Origin of the sequence: Vibrio sp. CJQ_6 (genome assembly GCF_043106745.1) — a bacterium.
GTDB classification, from domain to species: domain Bacteria; phylum Pseudomonadota; class Gammaproteobacteria; order Enterobacterales; family Vibrionaceae; genus Vibrio; species Vibrio furnissii.
Window position 1 is genome coordinate 70,364 of record NZ_JBICMV010000007.1, and the last position, 16,632, is coordinate 86,995.

The 16,632-nt window shown below is 51.8% G+C and carries 14 protein-coding genes; 10 read left to right on the forward strand and 4 right to left on the reverse strand.

All coding sequences use genetic code 11. The features are described from left to right. Positions 1–51 precede the first annotated feature (51 nt). Genes phnX through phnW form a run of 3 tightly spaced genes read right to left on the reverse strand, consistent with a single transcriptional unit; the run spans position 52 to position 3,399 of the window. Positions 52–867 (reverse strand): phosphonoacetaldehyde hydrolase, encoded by an 816-nt coding sequence (gene phnX, locus ACF8PK_RS01030; protein ID WP_392439906.1) that lies wholly within the window; start codon positions 865–867, stop codon positions 52–54. Between the two features lie 37 nt (positions 868–904). Further along, a complete protein-coding gene (locus tag ACF8PK_RS01035) occupies positions 905–2,296 on the reverse strand; it encodes an aspartate aminotransferase family protein (protein ID WP_392439620.1) in 1,392 nt (463 codons plus the stop codon). Then, entirely contained in the window at positions 2,293–3,399 is a 1,107-nt protein-coding gene (gene phnW, locus ACF8PK_RS01040) for a 2-aminoethylphosphonate--pyruvate transaminase (RefSeq protein WP_392439623.1), read from the reverse strand. The genes ACF8PK_RS01035 and phnW overlap by 4 nt, the downstream gene beginning before the upstream one ends. Positions 3,400–3,655: 256 nt before the next feature. On the opposite strand from phnW, the gene ACF8PK_RS01045 reads away from it, so the two are divergent. The 6 genes from ACF8PK_RS01045 (at position 3,656) to ACF8PK_RS01070 (ending at position 10,685) form a co-directional block, all read left to right on the forward strand. Further along, on the forward strand, positions 3,656–4,663 hold the full coding sequence (locus ACF8PK_RS01045; RefSeq protein WP_014257245.1) for a putative 2-aminoethylphosphonate ABC transporter substrate-binding protein: 1,008 nt from the start codon (positions 3,656–3,658) through the stop codon (positions 4,661–4,663). Positions 4,664–4,850: 187 nt separating this feature from the next. Next, entirely contained in the window at positions 4,851–5,951 is a 1,101-nt protein-coding gene (locus ACF8PK_RS01050; protein WP_392439626.1) for a putative 2-aminoethylphosphonate ABC transporter ATP-binding protein, read from the forward strand. A gap of 18 nt (positions 5,952–5,969) precedes the next feature. Continuing rightward, a complete protein-coding gene (locus ACF8PK_RS01055; protein ID WP_392439908.1) occupies positions 5,970–7,676 on the forward strand; it encodes a putative 2-aminoethylphosphonate ABC transporter permease subunit in 1,707 nt (568 codons plus the stop codon). Between the two features lie 73 nt (positions 7,677–7,749). Next, positions 7,750–8,454: a phosphonate utilization transcriptional regulator PhnR gene (phnR, locus tag ACF8PK_RS01060; protein WP_004728053.1), complete on the forward strand. Its 705-nt coding sequence runs from the start codon at positions 7,750–7,752 to the stop codon at positions 8,452–8,454. 64 nt (positions 8,455–8,518) lie between these two features. Beyond that, positions 8,519–9,427 carry an EamA family transporter gene (locus tag ACF8PK_RS01065; protein WP_392439629.1) on the forward strand — a complete coding sequence of 303 codons (909 nt, stop codon included), beginning with the start codon at positions 8,519–8,521 and terminating at the stop codon, positions 9,425–9,427. Between the two features lie 133 nt (positions 9,428–9,560). Then, positions 9,561–10,685, forward strand: a complete 1,125-nt coding sequence (locus ACF8PK_RS01070) for a M14-type cytosolic carboxypeptidase (RefSeq protein WP_143680423.1) — start codon at positions 9,561–9,563, stop codon at positions 10,683–10,685. A 170-nt stretch (positions 10,686–10,855) separates the two neighbouring features. Here the strand turns inward: ACF8PK_RS01070 and ACF8PK_RS01075 are convergent, their stop codons facing one another. Then, positions 10,856–11,635, reverse strand: a complete 780-nt coding sequence (locus ACF8PK_RS01075; RefSeq protein ID WP_392439632.1) for a siderophore-interacting protein — start codon at positions 11,633–11,635, stop codon at positions 10,856–10,858. Between the two features lie 277 nt (positions 11,636–11,912). On the opposite strand from ACF8PK_RS01075, the gene ACF8PK_RS01080 reads away from it, so the two are divergent. The 4 genes from ACF8PK_RS01080 (at position 11,913) to ACF8PK_RS01095 (ending at position 16,632) form a co-directional block, all read left to right on the forward strand. Beyond that, positions 11,913–12,770, forward strand: coding sequence for a YdcF family protein (locus ACF8PK_RS01080; RefSeq protein WP_392439635.1), 858 nt, complete (start codon positions 11,913–11,915; stop codon positions 12,768–12,770). A gap of 188 nt (positions 12,771–12,958) precedes the next feature. Next, entirely contained in the window at positions 12,959–13,891 is a 933-nt protein-coding gene (locus ACF8PK_RS01085; protein WP_392439638.1) for an exopolyphosphatase, read from the forward strand. Between the two features lie 116 nt (positions 13,892–14,007). Beyond that, entirely contained in the window at positions 14,008–14,526 is a 519-nt protein-coding gene (locus ACF8PK_RS01090; protein ID WP_004728059.1) for an NUDIX hydrolase, read from the forward strand. A 288-nt stretch (positions 14,527–14,814) separates the two neighbouring features. Next, positions 14,815–16,632: an extracellular solute-binding protein gene (locus tag ACF8PK_RS01095; RefSeq protein WP_158108640.1), complete on the forward strand. Its 1,818-nt coding sequence runs from the start codon at positions 14,815–14,817 to the stop codon at positions 16,630–16,632.

Below are 16,632 nucleotides of genomic sequence, written 5' to 3' on the forward strand. Positions count from 1 at the left end.
CTTCACATCAACGCGGTTATGGAAACAAAAAACGGGCCAAGGCCCGTTTTTTTAGGGGCGTTCACCCGCGAGTAATCGGCGTTCGATATCCGCAACCACGGCCGGAAAATCGGCGATGGTGTCAATCAAGTAATGGGGGTTGGCTTGTGAGAGTTTGTCGCGAGCGCGAACGCGGGCGGCGTTGAGTGTGGCTTCGTCGGCAGACAGATACGCTTGTTCGGTGAGTCCCGCTTCGTTGCCCGACAGCAGCAATCCGACCGTCCACATACCGGCGTTGTGGCCTTCATCAATGCCGGGCACCGCATCATCGACTTTGATGCAGGCGCGCACATCCGTCACGCCAAGTTCAATCACATTTTTGAGTGCCATGAACGGCGCCGGCCGGCCCCCTTGCGGTAGATCATCGGTTGCGACCACATAATCTGGCTGATAACCGTGTGCCTCTGCTGCTGGGATCAACACATCCATCACCTGACGCGGATAGCCGGAGCAAGAGCCGATTTTGATGCCACGTTGCTTAAGCGCGTTCACCACTTCAATCGCGTGTGGAATCGGCGCGGCGTGATCCGCCACTTTGGCAATTTGCAGCGGCATAAACGCGGCGTAAATGGCATCGATGTCCGCGCTGCTCATGGCGCGGCCCATTTGCTGCTCCCAGCGTTGCGCGACGTCTGGCAACCGGCCAACGGCCTGAATGTGATCCCATTTGCCCAATCCCATGGGCACGCGGGCTTCATCGAGTGAAATTTCAAAATCAAAACCTTGCTGAAAGGCTTCGACGAAAATCGTTGTCGGGGCGAAAGATCCGAAGTCGACAATGGTGCCAGCCCAGTCAAAAATAACGGCTTGAATTGGTGAATGCATGATGGTTTCCTTAAACGGTTTGCTTTATGAACGGTTTGCTTTACGAATGCTTGATGGCGTAGCCAAATGTGGCGCTGATTTCTTGGAGTGCGGATTCGAAGATCGCGAGTGCGTCATCAAGTTCAGCACGCTCGATGACCAGCGGAGGGCTGAGTTGAATCACATTCCCCTGCGACACCTTAAAACTCAATCCGTGGTTGAGGCAGTGATAGAGCACCGCTTCGGCTTCATCGTACGCACGCTGTTTGCTGGTTGGGTCTTGTACCAGCTCCACGCCCCACAATAAGCCGATGCCGCGGACATCGCCGATCAACGCATAACGTTGCTTCATCGCGTGTAGGCGTTGGTGCAAATAGTGGCTGTCGCGTTGTACTTTGCTCAGTAGTTGTTGCTGCTCGATGACTTCGATGGTGGCGAGCGCAGCGGCGCAGCCCAGCGGGCTTTTTTCGTGTGTGTAGTGCCCCAATGACACCGCAGCAGCGGTGTTGTATTGGTCTTTGGTGATCAGCGCCGCCATGGGCATGATGCCGCCGCCCAAACCTTTGCCGATGCACAGGATGTCCGGTTCGATATCAAATGCCTGATGGGTGAACCAGTGGCCGCTGCGTCCCATGCCGTTGGGAATGTCGTCAATGATGAGCAACACGCCGTGTTTGTCGCAGATTTCACGCACGCGCTTCCAGTACGCGCGGCTGGGCACTTGCACGTCGGTATTGCGTACCGCTTCAGCGATAAACGCGCCAACGCCGCCTTCTTTTTCAATCACATATTCCAAGTAGTCGGCGTAGTGAACGTCGCTGCCGTCTTCGCGAGGGAAAGCGCCACGGTAGCTCACCGCTGGGGGAATGCGCTCGACGCCCGCCAGCAACGGCCCCATGTTGTGGCGAAAACAGGCTTCGCCGCCAACAGAAATGGCATCCAGTGACGCGCCGTGAAACGCATCCCACAGCGACACGACTTTAAAGTTCTGTGTGACATGGCGAGCGAGTTTCAGCGCCATGCCAATCACCGAGGTGCCACCGGGGGCAAATAGCACGCGATTGAGTTCACCGCCGCAAATCTCAGTCAGTTTTTCGGCGCATGCCACCGCAATCGGATTGGTAAATCGGCGCGGCGAGAAGGCCAAGGTTTGCATTTGCTGAGTCACTTTTTCAACCACATGCGGGTGGCTATATCCCAATTGATGCACGTTGTTGCCATGAAAATCGAGATAGCGTTTGCCAGCCAAGTCGTCTAGGTACACATCGCGCGCGGTACTCAGCGCGTTGAGGCACGGCGTCGACATCGCCTGATGAAGAAACACATTCGCATCACGCTCAAGCAGCGAGCGCGTGTCGGGGTGTTGCAGGTTGCGGCCCCATTGCTCGCGTGCGGGCGTGGTGTTGATGTCGCCCTCGCTACGCCAATGAGTTTCCGGTTTCGCGTGGCTCATGAGGCAACGTTCCAGTACATGGCGTTTTGCACGGCTTCAATTAGGCGCTCAATGTCGTGCGGGTGAACATCCCCGATATTGCCAATGCGAAAACAGTCGGCATGGCTCACTTTCCCCGGATAGATCACAAACCCTTGTGCTTTTAAGCGCTGATAGAATTCGGCAAATTGGTAGTCCGGATGCGTGGGGGAATAGAATGAGGTGATGATGGGTGAGTGCAGCGACACATCGAGTAGAGGCGTAAAGCCAAGAGATTGCATGCCGCGCACCAGCGTGGTTTGGTTGGTTTGATAACGCTGATGACGCGCAGCGATGCCGCCTTCTTGTTCTAGTTCAAGTAGTGCCTGATAAAACGCGCGCACGGTGTGAGTTGGCGATGTAAAGCGCCATTTGCCGTGGTTTTTCTCCATGCATTGCCATTGGTCGTACAGATCGAGGCTCAGCGAACGGGCTTGGCCTTGGCATTGTTCCAGTTCACTCTGCTTGGCAATCACAAATCCAAACCCCGGCACGCCTTGAATGCATTTGTTGGCCGAGCTGATCATAAAGTCGATTCCGAGATCGCCGATATCCATCGGAATGCCACCAAAGCTCGACATCGCATCCACAATCACGGTTTTGCCGTATCTTTTTGCCAGCGCGACGACCTCCGCGATGGGATTCAACATGCCGGTGGTGGTTTCACAATGCACGATGGCCACATGGGTAATGGTGGTATCTTGCTGAAGGCACGTTTCGATGTGTTCAAGAGACGGTTGCGCAGTTTCACCGGGTGAGACGATGGCACAATCAATGTGCAGGTATGCTGCAATCTGCGCGATTCGGGCGCCGTACGCACCATTATCAACGACCAGCAGCTTGCCGTGTTGGCCTAAGGTGCTGCCGATGGTGGCTTCGACCGACGCGGTGCCGCTGCCTTGCATTAACACTGAGGTGTATCCGCTGTGACGGGTTGCCAACGCCACCAATTTTTGGCGAATCACTTCCACAATGTCTTTGTTGTATTCGTCATCCCACGTACACCAGTCTTTTAACATGGCTTCGCGCACAGTTTCTGTGGTTGAAAGGGGACCAGGGGTGAGCAGCAAGTAGTCGTTTTTCATGTGAACTCCGTTTTGGACTATACCAATAATTTAACGCTACTCTAGCAAGGAAAAATCGCTTCGGTAAAGGCAACCAACGCGGATTTCATAAAACTTTCACATCTTCCGTCACGACTATACGGATCGCCATACCACGAATGTAAGTATGAAATGCTCACAAAAATGCCAAATGAACGTCATTGAATCGTCACATAACAGGATTAGCGTAGAAAATAAATCTGGTACATACCAAATTAACTACAACTTGGAGATAACGATGAAAACCCGTTTTATGAAAGGAACTCTGGCTTCACTGGTCGCGTTATTTGCGGCGCAAGCATACGCAGCGCAAGAGGTGACGGTGTATACCGCGTTCGAAACCGACATTTTGGCGAAATACAAAACTGCGTTTGAAAAAGAGAACCCAGATATCGAAATTAAGTGGGTGCGTGATTCGACCGGTATCATGACGGCCAAGCTATTAGCTGAAAAATCAAACCCACGCGCCGAAGTGGTTTGGGGGCTGGCGGGTTCGTCGATGGCACTGCTGAAAAACGAAGGCATTTTGAAGCCATACACGCCGAAAGGTGCGAATGAACTGCGCGCTAACCTGAACGATCCGCAAGGTCAGCAGGCGTGGTACGGCAATGACGCGTTCTTCAATGCAGTGTGTTTCAACGAAGCGGTTGCCAAACAGTTGAATCTGCCAAAACCACAAAGTTGGGAAGATCTGACCAAGCCTGTTTATAAGGGCCACATCGCGATGCCAAACCCTGCGTCTTCGGGCACAGGTTATATGCAGGTGTCGGCTTGGCTGCAAAACATGGGTGAAGATAAAGGCTGGAACTACATGCAGCGTCTGGATCAAAACATCGCGCATTACACCCATTCGGGTTCAAAACCGTGCGTTCAAGCGGGCATGGGTGAAGTGGCGATTGGCATTTCCATGGCAAGTCGCGGCGCGAAGTTGAAAACGCAAGGCGCGCCACTGGATGTCATCATTCCTCAAGGCATCGGCTGGGAATCGGAAGCGGTGGGTTTGGTGAAAGCATCGGACGCAGCAAAACGCGTGGTGGACTGGTCTATCTCCAAAGCAGCCAACGAACTGTACATTGATATGTATCCGGTCGTGGGCCATAAAGATGTCAGCAAAACCGTGGCGAACTACCCGAACGTTGAAAAAGCGATGGCGAAGATGGACTTTGCGCAGATGGGCAACGAGCGCGCACGCGTGCTGAAAACTTGGTCTGAGAAGTTTGATGCGAAGTCTGAACCCAAATCTTAATGGGTTCGTCAACGCATGATTGAGGAGGCTTTGGCCTCCTTTTTTCGTTTTTTGCGTCATGTTGTACGGCAATCTTTTGGCTGAATAATCAACTGACACATTCCTGTCATCTCACGTCTATAAAATCGTCACCACAGTGTCACATAGGGATTCTATATTTGGACTATACCAAATTAAGGATCTTGTTATGACCTCACAGCCTTATTTAGAAATTCACAACGTCATCAAACAGTTTGGCCAGTTTACGGCGCTCAAAGGTATCGACCTTCACATTCAGCAAGGAGAGTTTGTCTGCTTTCTTGGCCCCTCGGGCTGTGGCAAAACCACATTGCTGCGTGCCATTGCCGGATTAGACTTACCCACGTCGGGCGCCATTTTCCAAAACCAGCACGAGATGACCTTTTTGCCGCCTGAAAAGCGTGATTTCGGCATCGTCTTCCAATCTTACGCGCTGTTTCCAAATTTAACTGTGCAAGAAAACATTGCTATCGGCCTGAAAAATCAGGGACTCTCGACGCGCGAGGCATTAGAAAAAGTCGATGAGTGGCTGGACACCATCGGTTTACCAACTTCAGGGCAAAAATTCCCCAATCAACTGTCCGGCGGCCAGCAACAACGTGTCGCGCTGGCGCGAGCATTGGCGCTGTCGCCCGGCTTATTGCTACTGGATGAACCTTTGTCGGCGCTGGATGCCAAAGTTCGCGCCCATCTGCGCGATGAAATTTGCCGCCTGCAACGTAAGCTTGGGATCACCACCATTATGGTGACGCACGATCAGGACGAAGCGTTAACCATGGCCGACCGAATTGTGGTGATGAACCACGGCGTTATTGAGCAGGTTGGCTCGCCTCAAGAGATCTACCAGCAACCGGCCAGCCGATTTGTGGCGCAGTTTGTTGGTCACATGAATTTCATTCCCGCGTCGATGACCACGCCGCTACAAATGCGCGTTGCCGAGTCGCTGATCAGCTTGCCTGCGATTGGCAATGCCAGTGTGCAGCAGGGCGATCACTTTGAACTGGCTGTGCGGCCAGAGCAGTTGGCGTTTGTGGAACGCAATAGCAATGCCATGCCGGTGAAGATTATATCGCTGGAATTTCTGGGTGCATTTTATCGTATTGAGTGCCGTTTTCAGGATGAACCGTCGTTGCCTGCGGTGCATGTGGATCTCTCGGTGCAACAAGTCGTCGATAGCGCGATCCAAGCCGGTGATGTGCGTCATTTGGCGATTCGCGACACCGTGGTTCAGGTCTATCCAACCCGCATGACAACGCGCGATGCTGCCTAAGGTGAGAAAGTGAAAGCTATGATTTTATCCAACGCAACCACAGCCACATCAAGTCGCTGGTGGCAACGCATCAGTCGCGACAACTTGATTTTGGGCGTGACACTGACCGCGCTCTTGTTGTTTATGTGGCTATTCATTTTGATGCCGTTGTGGGCCATGTTGGTCAAATCGGTACAAAACCGCGCCGGTGAGTATGTCGGCTTGGCAAACTTTGCGACGTATTTCTCCTCCAACGCTTTGTGGCAGTCGATGGGCAATACGTTCACCGTCGGTGTGCTGGTAACGGTGGTGGTGTCGACGTTGGCATTTGGTTATGCCTACGCGTTAAGCCGTTCGTGTATGCCGATGAAGGGGCTGTTTCAAGTGCTGGGCAGCGCGCCGATTTTGGCGCCTTCGTTATTGCCCGCGATCAGCCTGATTTTTCTGTTTGGCAATCAGGGCATCTTCAAGTCTTGGCTGGGCGGTGAATCGGTGTATGGACTGATGGGGATTAGCCTTGGGTTGATCTTCTGGACCTTTCCCCATGCTTTGATGATTTTAAATACCTCGCTGCGCACGTCTGACGCGCGTTTATACGAAGCGGCGCGCGCGCTGAAAACGCCCGGTTGGAAAACCTTTCTGGTTGTGACGTTGCCCGCCGCCAAGTACGGTTTGATCAGCACGCTCATCGTGGTGTTTACACTGGTGGTGTGTGACTTTGGGGTGCCGAAAGTCATCGGCGGGAGTTACAACGTGTTGGCCACCGACATCTTCAAACAGGTGGTGGGGCAACAAAATTTTGCCATGGGTGCAGTCACCAGCTTGTTGCTGTTGCTTCCTGCGGCGTTGGCGTTTATCGCCGATCGTTGGGTGCAAAAAAAGCAAAAGAACTTGTTTGATACCCGCTCCGTCGCGTATGTTCCGAGCCCAAATCGCGTGCGTGATTCACTGTGCTTTCTCTATTGTCTGACGGTGTGCGGCGCGATTGTGCTGGTGTTGGGCATGGCGGTATACGGTTCATTGGTGACGTTCTGGCCTTGGAACAAAGCGCTGACGCTTAATAACTACAACTTTGCGGAGATGAGCACCTACGGCTGGAGCCCATATTTCAATTCACTGATTCTGGCGACCTTTACCGCATTGATTGGTACGGTGGTGATTTTTCTTGGTGCGTATGGCATCGAAAAAGGCCGCGCCTTTGCGCCAGTGCGCCAACTGATGCAGATGCTGAGTGTGGTGCCGATGGCGGTGCCGGGCATGGTGCTGGGGTTGGGGTACATTTTTTATTTTAACGATGCGGCCAATCCGCTCAGTGTGCTGTACGGCACCATGGCATTTTTGGTGGTGAACACCATCGTGCATTACTACACCGTGGGGCACATGACGGCGCTGACCGCCCTTAAACAACTGCCAGGGGAAATTGAAGCGACGGCGGCATCGATTAAACTGCCACAATATCACTTGCTGTTTAAAGTGACGCTACCGGTGTGCTTGCCTGCGGTACTGGATATCGCTAGCTATCTGTTTATTAATGCATTGACCACCACTTCTGCGGTAGTATTTCTTTACTCAACAGACACCATCCCGGCATCGGTCTCGGTATTGAATATGGACGATGCAGGGCAAACGGGCGCTGCAGCGGCAATGGCCGTGATGATCATGGGCTCAGCGGCAGGGGCGAAAGTCGTGCATCTGGTGACCGAAAGGCTGCTGAGCAAGCGCACCCAAGCTTGGCGCAAACGCTAAGCGCTAAGCCCAAAGTTCAAGGTTCAAAGCCCAATGACCGCGATTGAGTGATAAACGAGTAATAAGGAATCACGTGCAATACGTAAAAATTAAAGATGCCATCGTGGAGCAAATCGACGCGGGCATGCTCACCCCAAGACAGAAATTACCCGCTGAGCGAAAGTTGGCTGAGTCGTTCGATACCACGCGCGTCACGCTGCGCGAAGCGCTGTCGCTGTTGGAAGCGGAAGGGAAAATTTACCGAGAAGATCGCCGCGGCTGGTTTATCTCACCAGAGACGCTGCGTTACGATCCGTCCCAAACGCTCAATTTCACCAACATGGCATTGGCGCAAAATCGCCAACCGAACACGGAACTCTTGAGCGCCAAAGCGGTGATTGCCAACAAGCAGGCGACCAAGTTACTGAACCTCAAACCATTTTCAGATGTGTATCGCGTCGATCGAGTGCGGTATCTGGAAAATCGTCCTGTGGTGTATGTGACCAACTACATTCGTCCGGAACTGTTTCCCAATTTGCTTGATTTCGATTTGTCGAATTCACTGACGGATATCTATCGCGAGCACTTTGGCACCCAGTATCAAACCATTCGTTATCGCATCACGACCAGTTCCTTATTGGGCGAAACTGCGCAGGCGCTGCGGGCCACCGCGGGCACCCCCGCCATGGTGGTGGAGCGTGTGAACTACAACCAAAATGGCGACTTGATTGACTGCGACATTGAGTATTGGCGTCATGATGCGATCAGCATTGAATCGGTCGCGCAGTTGAGCCGTTAAAAACAAAACGAACAAGTCTGAAGGCTCCGCACGGAGCCTTTTTCTTCGAAGTAAGGAAGCTGCCATGGACGTCTTGGCGATAGGGTTAGTGGTTTTTTCAGCCGTGCTGCACGCAGGCTGGAACATTCTGGGTAAAAGTCACGCCGGTTCAGGTGTCGCCTTTACCATGGCGGCCAGCCTCTCGGCGTGTTTGTTGCTGACGCCGTATCTCATTTGGTATCTCGTGACCGTTGGCTGGACAACGCTACCCCCGGCATTTTGGGGCTTGCTGCTCATCAGCGGCTTGGCGCAGATGGTCTATCTGGTGGGGCTGATCGTGGCGTATAAACACGCCGATGTGGGCGTGATTTACCCCATTGCACGCGCACTGCCGGTGATGATGGTCGGCGCGCTCAGCATGTGGCTTGGCCACACCTTAACGCAATTCCAATGGCTTGGTTTTGTACTCATCACGTTGGGATGCATGCTGGTGCCGCTCACGGGGTTTCGTCAGTTTACGCCGCGCTCGTACTTCAATGTCGGGGTGTTGTGGGCCTTGGTGGCGGCACTTGGCACGACGGGCTATTCCGTGATTGATAAAGAGGCACTGCTTTTACTGACTCAAGCCGCAGGCGAAGTGCTGGGCAACTCCTACAGCGCGGTTTTCTATCTGGGGGTTCAATTCTGGGCCATGGTGCTGCCGGTGATTTTGTGGTGTGTGGTGACGGGCAACCGTAAAGAGCTGCAGCGCGCGTGGCAAATCCGTAAAGCAGCGAGTATGGCCGGAGTGATGATGGCGTCGACCTACGGATTGGTGCTGTTTGCCATGACCATGACCGACAATGTCAGCTTAGTCGTGGCGCTGCGCCAAATCAGTATCGTGATGGGCTTGTTTATGGGCGTGTGGTTTCTGGCAGAGAAATGGCACTACACGCGCGGCGCGGGCGTGGTGTTGATCCTCTCCGGGATCGTTTTGACACTGGGCAAAGTATAAACGTCCTCAAAGCGCGTATTCAAACAGTGATTCCTGCCAGCCACCGATTGGAAATGTGCGCAAAGTAATAGGGACGTATTCTCATTTGTGATAGCCTCTGCGCTTCAGCTCAGATTCAATAGGTGAATCCCTCATGAAAATATTCAGCAACTTCGACAGCGGCAGCATTCACGTTGTCAGCGCGGACAACAAAGACGATATTCAACTGAAGATCCCGAATGACAACATGTCGGAGTTTTATCAGTGGTTCCACTTCCGTCTCGAAACACAAGCCGAAGCATCGCACACCATCAAACTGCTCGACTTGGCCAAATCGGCGTATCCGGAAGGCTGGCAAGGCTACGATGTGGTGGCATCTTACGACCGTGAAGAATGGTTCCGCATTCCGTCTGAATTTGATGGTGACACCCTGACATTCACGGTGATCCCTGAGCGCAGCTCTATCTATTTCGCGTATTTTGCGCCGTACAGCTACGATCGTCACCTTGATCTGCTGCACATGGCGCAAAGCGCGCACTATTGCCAGTTGGAAACGCTGGGTCATACACTCGACGGCAACGACATGAGCTTGCTGACGTTTGGTGAGCCAGATGAAGGCAAAAAGAAAATCTGGGTGATTGCACGCCAGCACCCAGGTGAAACCATGGCCGAATGGTTTGTGGAAGGGATGATTCAGCGTCTGTTGGACGACAACGACACCGTGGCGCGCGCATTGTTGGAAAAAGCGGTGCTGTACGTGGTGCCGAACATGAACCCGGATGGCGGGGTGCGTGGTCACCTGCGCACCAATGCGGTCGGCGTGAACCTCAACCGCGAATGGCAAACGCCATCGATGGAAAAGAGCCCGGAAGTTTACTTGGTGCGTGAGCGCATGCTGCAAACTGGCGTCGACATGTTCCTTGATATCCATGGGGATGAAGCGATTCCATACAACTTTGTGGCTGGTTCTGAAGGCATTCCTGCTTACAATGAAGAACTGGCGGCACTAGAAACGGCATTCAAACAAGCACTACTGACGATTACGCCAGAGTTTCAAGATGACATCGGCTACGACAAAGACGAAGCGGGCAAAGCGAACTTGACGGTGGGCTCGAATTGGGTTGCTGAGCAATTTCACTGCCTGTCTTACACCGTCGAAATGCCATTTAAAGATCACAACAATCATCCGGATCCGCTGTACGGATGGTCGCCAGAACGCAGTGTGCTATTTGGTCAGGACATGCTGGCAGCCGTTCTCGCTGTATCAGATAAGATCTAATTCAAGCCAAATGTTGATATCGAAAGCCAGCGCCATGTTGCTGGCTTTTTTGTCTTTGTTGCTGACATCAACAGGAAGCAGACATAAAAATTAATCGGTAGCAGACATAAAAAATGGCCCGAAGGCCATTGAGGGGGGAAGTGTTGTGACACTTCTTAAGGTTCGGTTGCCTAGCTGTTGGCTTCTGCGTCTTCGCGTTTAATTACTTTGTGACCATCTTCGCTGACGCCGTTTTTCCAGTAGCTGCTGATGTAGATGTGTTCGCGGTCAATCTCTTTCTCATTGCGGAAGTATTGACGCAGCGCGCGCATCGATTCAAATTCACACGCACACCACACCGAACATTGTCCATCAAGCCAAGGCTGCGCTTTCACCGCTTCAACTAACGGCGTGCCAACACTCCAAATGACCTTGACGCCAGCCGGTGCGTTGAGTACTTGCTTGTCGTCTTCATCGTCGATTTCAATCACTGCGTAACCTTGCGTGTCGGCGCTTAAGTTTTCAAGCGTGACGGACAGTGCAGGCAGGGCAGTCATGTCGGCTGCCATAAAGATCCAATCTGCTTCGGTATTGAGGCCTTGGCTCTTCCCTGGGCCACCGATCGAAATGGTATCGCCCACTTGAACTTGCTCGGCCCAGCGCGCTGCAAAGCCGCACGATTGGTCTTCTGTAATGTGGCGCACAAAGTCGACCACAATGCTGTTGGTTTGTGGGTCAAACTGACGAATGGTGTAGGTGCGCATCAGGGGGCGAGCCTCATCGCCGAGTGTGCTGATATCCGTGCCGCCATCCGGCGTAAACAGCAGTTTGATGTAGCCGCCTTCACTCTCTTTACCAAAGTGAGCGATGGTATCGCCTTGCAACGTGATGCGTTGGAAATGCTTAGAAATGGTTTGGGAATCTGTGACGGTTAGAGCATGGAAGCTTCGTTTTTGTGGTTTATTTTGCATAGTAGCTCATCAATGTAACGACTTTATATTGGCTGTAACCTTAACGTTAATTGCTGACTTCGGCAATGATAATTGTTGTCATTTACCTAAATTTACACTTAACACCAAATGACCCATTAACAATCGATATATGACCCATATCGTTTCCATCATTGAATACAATGACACAGCGACTCAACAAGAATTATCTCACTGTGCGCTCGCCAACACGCTGAATATGTTGCACTATCTCAAGGTCTCTACGCCCTCAACGCCTGAAAGGAAGGAAATCGAAGCTATGCAACACTCGCTGATTCTGGTGCTCGGAAAACGTTTGGTGAACAACCAGTTAACTGCGGAAGGAGAAAGCCGCGTCCAAGCGCTGGTGGCATGGCTTGCCGCGAAGCAGTTCGCTCATCCAATCATTGGGTTTTGCGGGGGATGTACCGACGGGCAGCAGGTGTCAGAAGCGTCTGCTATGGCTGAAGCCTTTATTCAGCAAAGCCAAAAACACGGTTTGAACCCGAATGAGATGACGCTGGTGTTGGAGCAAGCATCAACCAATACCATTGAGAACATCGAATGTATGGCGCAAACCCTGAGGGAACAAGGGATCTTTGCCGCAGGCAGTGAGATTGATGTCATTTTTGCCTCGAACGATTATCACCTCAAACGCATTTTTGAAATTCAACGTTTAATGGATGAGCAAGGGTTACTGCGTGTGCTCAAGCAGCGCTGTGCGGCACAAGGATTGACGCTTCATATCGATCCGCAGCTTGAGCATCACATTTTGGCACCGTATCCCCACTGCAGCGATCGCGCGGCGCTGTTTTTATTGATGGACGAAATCACCACCTATCGTGTGTATCTCGAAGGGGTGGTTCGTGGTGTGTTTCAGCGCCCACTCGCCCAGGTTCGTGAGGTGCCGTTCAGCATTGCGGAGAACGCCATCAGCTTGGCACAAACGGTGTGCCAGCAACGTGGCGAACGCCCTGAGGTATTAACTGCGCTGTTTGATATCGAGCGCGCGATGTTAGCCACCACCCCCGATGCATCGGCAGATGTGGTGCAGGATGCCTTAAGCACGTTGCATCACAACTTAACCGCTCTCAATCGTCACTTTGACCCCGAGCAGTTGCCTCGAACAACTGTTTAAGGTGTGATCAAGGTTTCAGCTTGTCGAAATTACCCCTTTTGTGACTATTTTCAAATTTGTCAAAAGCGGGATGCTGTCTAGAATTATTTCATGAGGCACTTTGATCTTGGTGCCAAATTTTGACCTTGTTTTTGGTTTCCGCATTGTTTTCACGCGGCAGTGGTGCATGCATTTTAGGGGATCAGCCCATGACAGAGAAACAGTATCGATTGGTGACACGCAGCGATTTCGACGGGCTTGTGTGCGCCGTATTACTTAAAAAACTTCAACTCATCAACGACATCAAGTTCGTCCACCCCAAAGACATGCAAGACGGGAAGGTGGAGGTGACGCAGAGTGACATTGTCACGAATTTGCCGTATGTCGGCGATGCTTTCTTGGTGTTTGATCACCATCATTCTGAAACACTGCGCAATGCCGGTGAACGCCATAATCACATTATCGACCCTGACGCGCCATCGGCGGCACGGGTGGTGTGGGAATATTATGGGGGGCTGGACGTGTTTCCCGACCAATGGTTGGAAATGATGGAAGCGGTCGACAAAGGGGATTCTGCGCAGTTTAGCCGCGATGAAGTGTTGGATTCGACAGGCTGGAACCTGCTCAATTTTTTGATGGATGCACGTACCGGGCTGGGGCGGTTCCGCGATTTCCGCATCTCCAATTACAACCTGATGATGGACTTGATCGACTATTGCGCCAATCACACGATTGACCAGATCTTGTCGCTGCCGGATGTGCAAGAGCGCATTGGCTTGTATCGCGACCATGAAAACTTGTTCAAAGAGCAAATTCAACGCTGCGCGCGCATTCACGATAACTTGGTGCTGCTTGATTTGACCTATGAAGAGGTGATTTACGCGGGCAACCGCTTTATGGTGTATGCGCTGTTTCCGCAATGCAATATTTCGATCCATAAGATGTGGGGCTTTCAAAAGCAGAACATCGTGTTTGCCACCGGAAAATCAATTTTTGATCGCAGCTCGCGCACCAATATTGGTGAATTGATGCTGCAATACGGCGGCGGTGGTCATGCAGCGGCGGGAACGTGTCAAATTCCGGTCGAGAAAGCCGAACAGGTGGAGCGCGAATTGATTTTGCAGATCACCAAAGATGGTTAAGCGATCATCAATCCATCATTGGCATGAATGCGAATGATGAAAAAAGCCTGCTGCGGCAGGTTTTTTTATGCCTCACTTTGATAAAGTAAGCGCCGAAATTTCTAGAGGGACGCCATATGAGACATTTACATATTGCTACGCATCCGGAAGTGGGGCCACTGAGTCAACACCATATTCTGCAACGCAAAGCCGCACGGGCCATTGTTCTGGATGGCGAAGAGATTCTGATGCTCTATACCGAGCGCTATCACGATTACACCTTGCCGGGCGGCGGCGTGGATGAGCACGAAGACATCCTGCAAGGGTTGGTGCGCGAACTACGAGAAGAGACGGGCGCGCAAAACATTCACAACATCAAAGCCTTTGGCCTCTATGATGAGTTTCGTCCTTGGTACAAGGATGATGCGGACATCCTACACATGGTGTCGTACTGTTTTACCTGCAAAGTGGACCGTGAATTGGGGGAGACCAATTACGAAACTTATGAGATCAATAACGGCATGAAACCGGTTTGGATCAACATTCGTGACGCGATTGCGCACAACGAACAGACCATGGCAAACAGTGACAAAAAAGGCATGAGCATTGAACGCGAAACCTTCTTGCTGCGTTTAATTGCCAAAGAACTGCTCTGATTTTCCCCGCTTTACCCCCATCAACTGCTGAAATCTTTGAACTATGCCGCCGCTTGGCGTGTCTATAAGGTTTCAGCAGTTTCGTAATCGATAAATTTCTCTATACTTACCCAAGTAGCTGAATTATTAATAAGAAATGTACCCGTAGAACCGAGGTGACGATGCGTTGCGCTGTCGGTTCAGTGACGGGAACAAAACCGATGACTTCTCCATCTTGCCAGATTTGTCGCTGAGTCTTGAATTGGCCGCACGGTGGAGCAGCACGACGTTAAGTAGAAGGATTCTTTCATGGGCAAAATCAAACCAATCGCGTTGGGTGTGGCACTCTCTGTCTTTAGCCACGTTTCTCTCGCCAACGTCATCGAAACCACCAGTCTGGTCGGTTTTGGTCAAGCCAAGTACCCCGATAACTTCACTCACTTTGACTACGTGAATCCCGATGCGCCGAAATACGGCAAAGTCACCTACGGTCAGGTGGGCACGTACGATAACTTTAACCGTTACGCCTCACGTGGTGTGGCGGCCGCAGCCAGCGGCGAACTCTACGATTCATTGATGTTTTCGCCCTCTGATGAAATTGACTCTTACTACCCGCTGATTGCAGAAAAAGTACGCTATTCCGACGATTACACTTGGCTTGAGCTAGACATCAACCCGAAAGCCCGTTTTCAAGATGGTGTCCCTATTACGGCGCACGATGTGGAATTTACCTTCAACAAGTTCATGACCGAAGGCGTACCGCAATATCGCGTGTATTACAAAGAGATCAAATCGGTGAAGGCGCTGAACGATAAAACCGTGCGCATCGAAATGAGTGAGCCGAACCGAGATAAACTCTTTAGCTTTGCGCAGCAAACGCGTGTGCTGCCCGAGCATTTCTGGAAAGACAAAAGCTTGTCTGAGCCGCTGAATCAACCACCGGTCGGCAGCGGTCCATACCGAGTCGCGGATTTCAAACCGGGGCAGAGTATCACCTACACACTTGATGATAACTATTGGGCAAAATCGCTGCCTGTCAATGTGGGGCGCAATAACTTCAAACAAGTGCAATACGATTATTACCGCGACGACACCGTCATGCTTGAAGCGTTTAAGGCGGGCGAGTTTGATATTCGCCAAGAGAGTCAGGCCAAGTTCTGGGCAACGTCTTATACGGGGGTCAACTTTAACAATGGCTTTATCAAAAAAGAAGAGATCCCTCACAACGCACCTGCCGCCACGCAAGGGTTTGTGTTCAATATTCAACGTCCGGTGTTTAGTGATGTACGCGTGCGTGAAGCGCTGAACTACGCGATGGACTTTGAATGGATGAACAAAAACATGTTCTACAGCCAGTACACGCGCACGCGCAGCTATTTCCAAAACACCGAATACGAAGCCAAAGGATTACCTGATAAAGCAGAGCTTGCGGTGCTGGATCCGGTCAAAGATAAGATTCCGCCGCGCGTATTTACCACCGAGTTCCAGCCACCGGTGACCGATGGCAGCGGGCGTATTCGTCCGCAGATGCGTGAAGCGTTTAAGCTGCTGAAAGAGGCGGGTTGGGAGCTGAAAAATAAAGTGATGACCAACGTCCAAACCGGTGAGCCGATGACGTTTGAACTGCTGATTTACAGCCCAACCTCCGAGCGTATTGCAATTCCACTGCAAAAGAACCTCAAGTTGATGGGGATCGACATGAAGATTCGTACCGTCGACACCACTCAATACATCAAGCGCCTGCGTGATCGCGATTTCGACATGGTGTCGTCGGCTTATTCTGCTAATCCGTTCCCAAGCCCGAACCTGATGATTGTGTGGAACTCACACTACATCGATTCGACGTACAACACGGCTGGCGTGACCGACCCCGTCATTGATGAATTGACCTTGCAGATTGCGCAGCATCAAGAGGATCCAGAGCAACTAAAATCGCTCGGTAAAGCGTTGGACCGCATTCTGCAATGGAATTTCTACATCATCCCGCAGTGGTATACCAGCATGTACCGCGTTGCCACATGGGATAAGTTTGAACGCCCGGCTGAAATGCCAACCTACGATTTGGGCATTGATACCTGGTGGATCTCACAAGAGAAAGCCCAGAAGTTACCAGAAAAACGTCGCTAA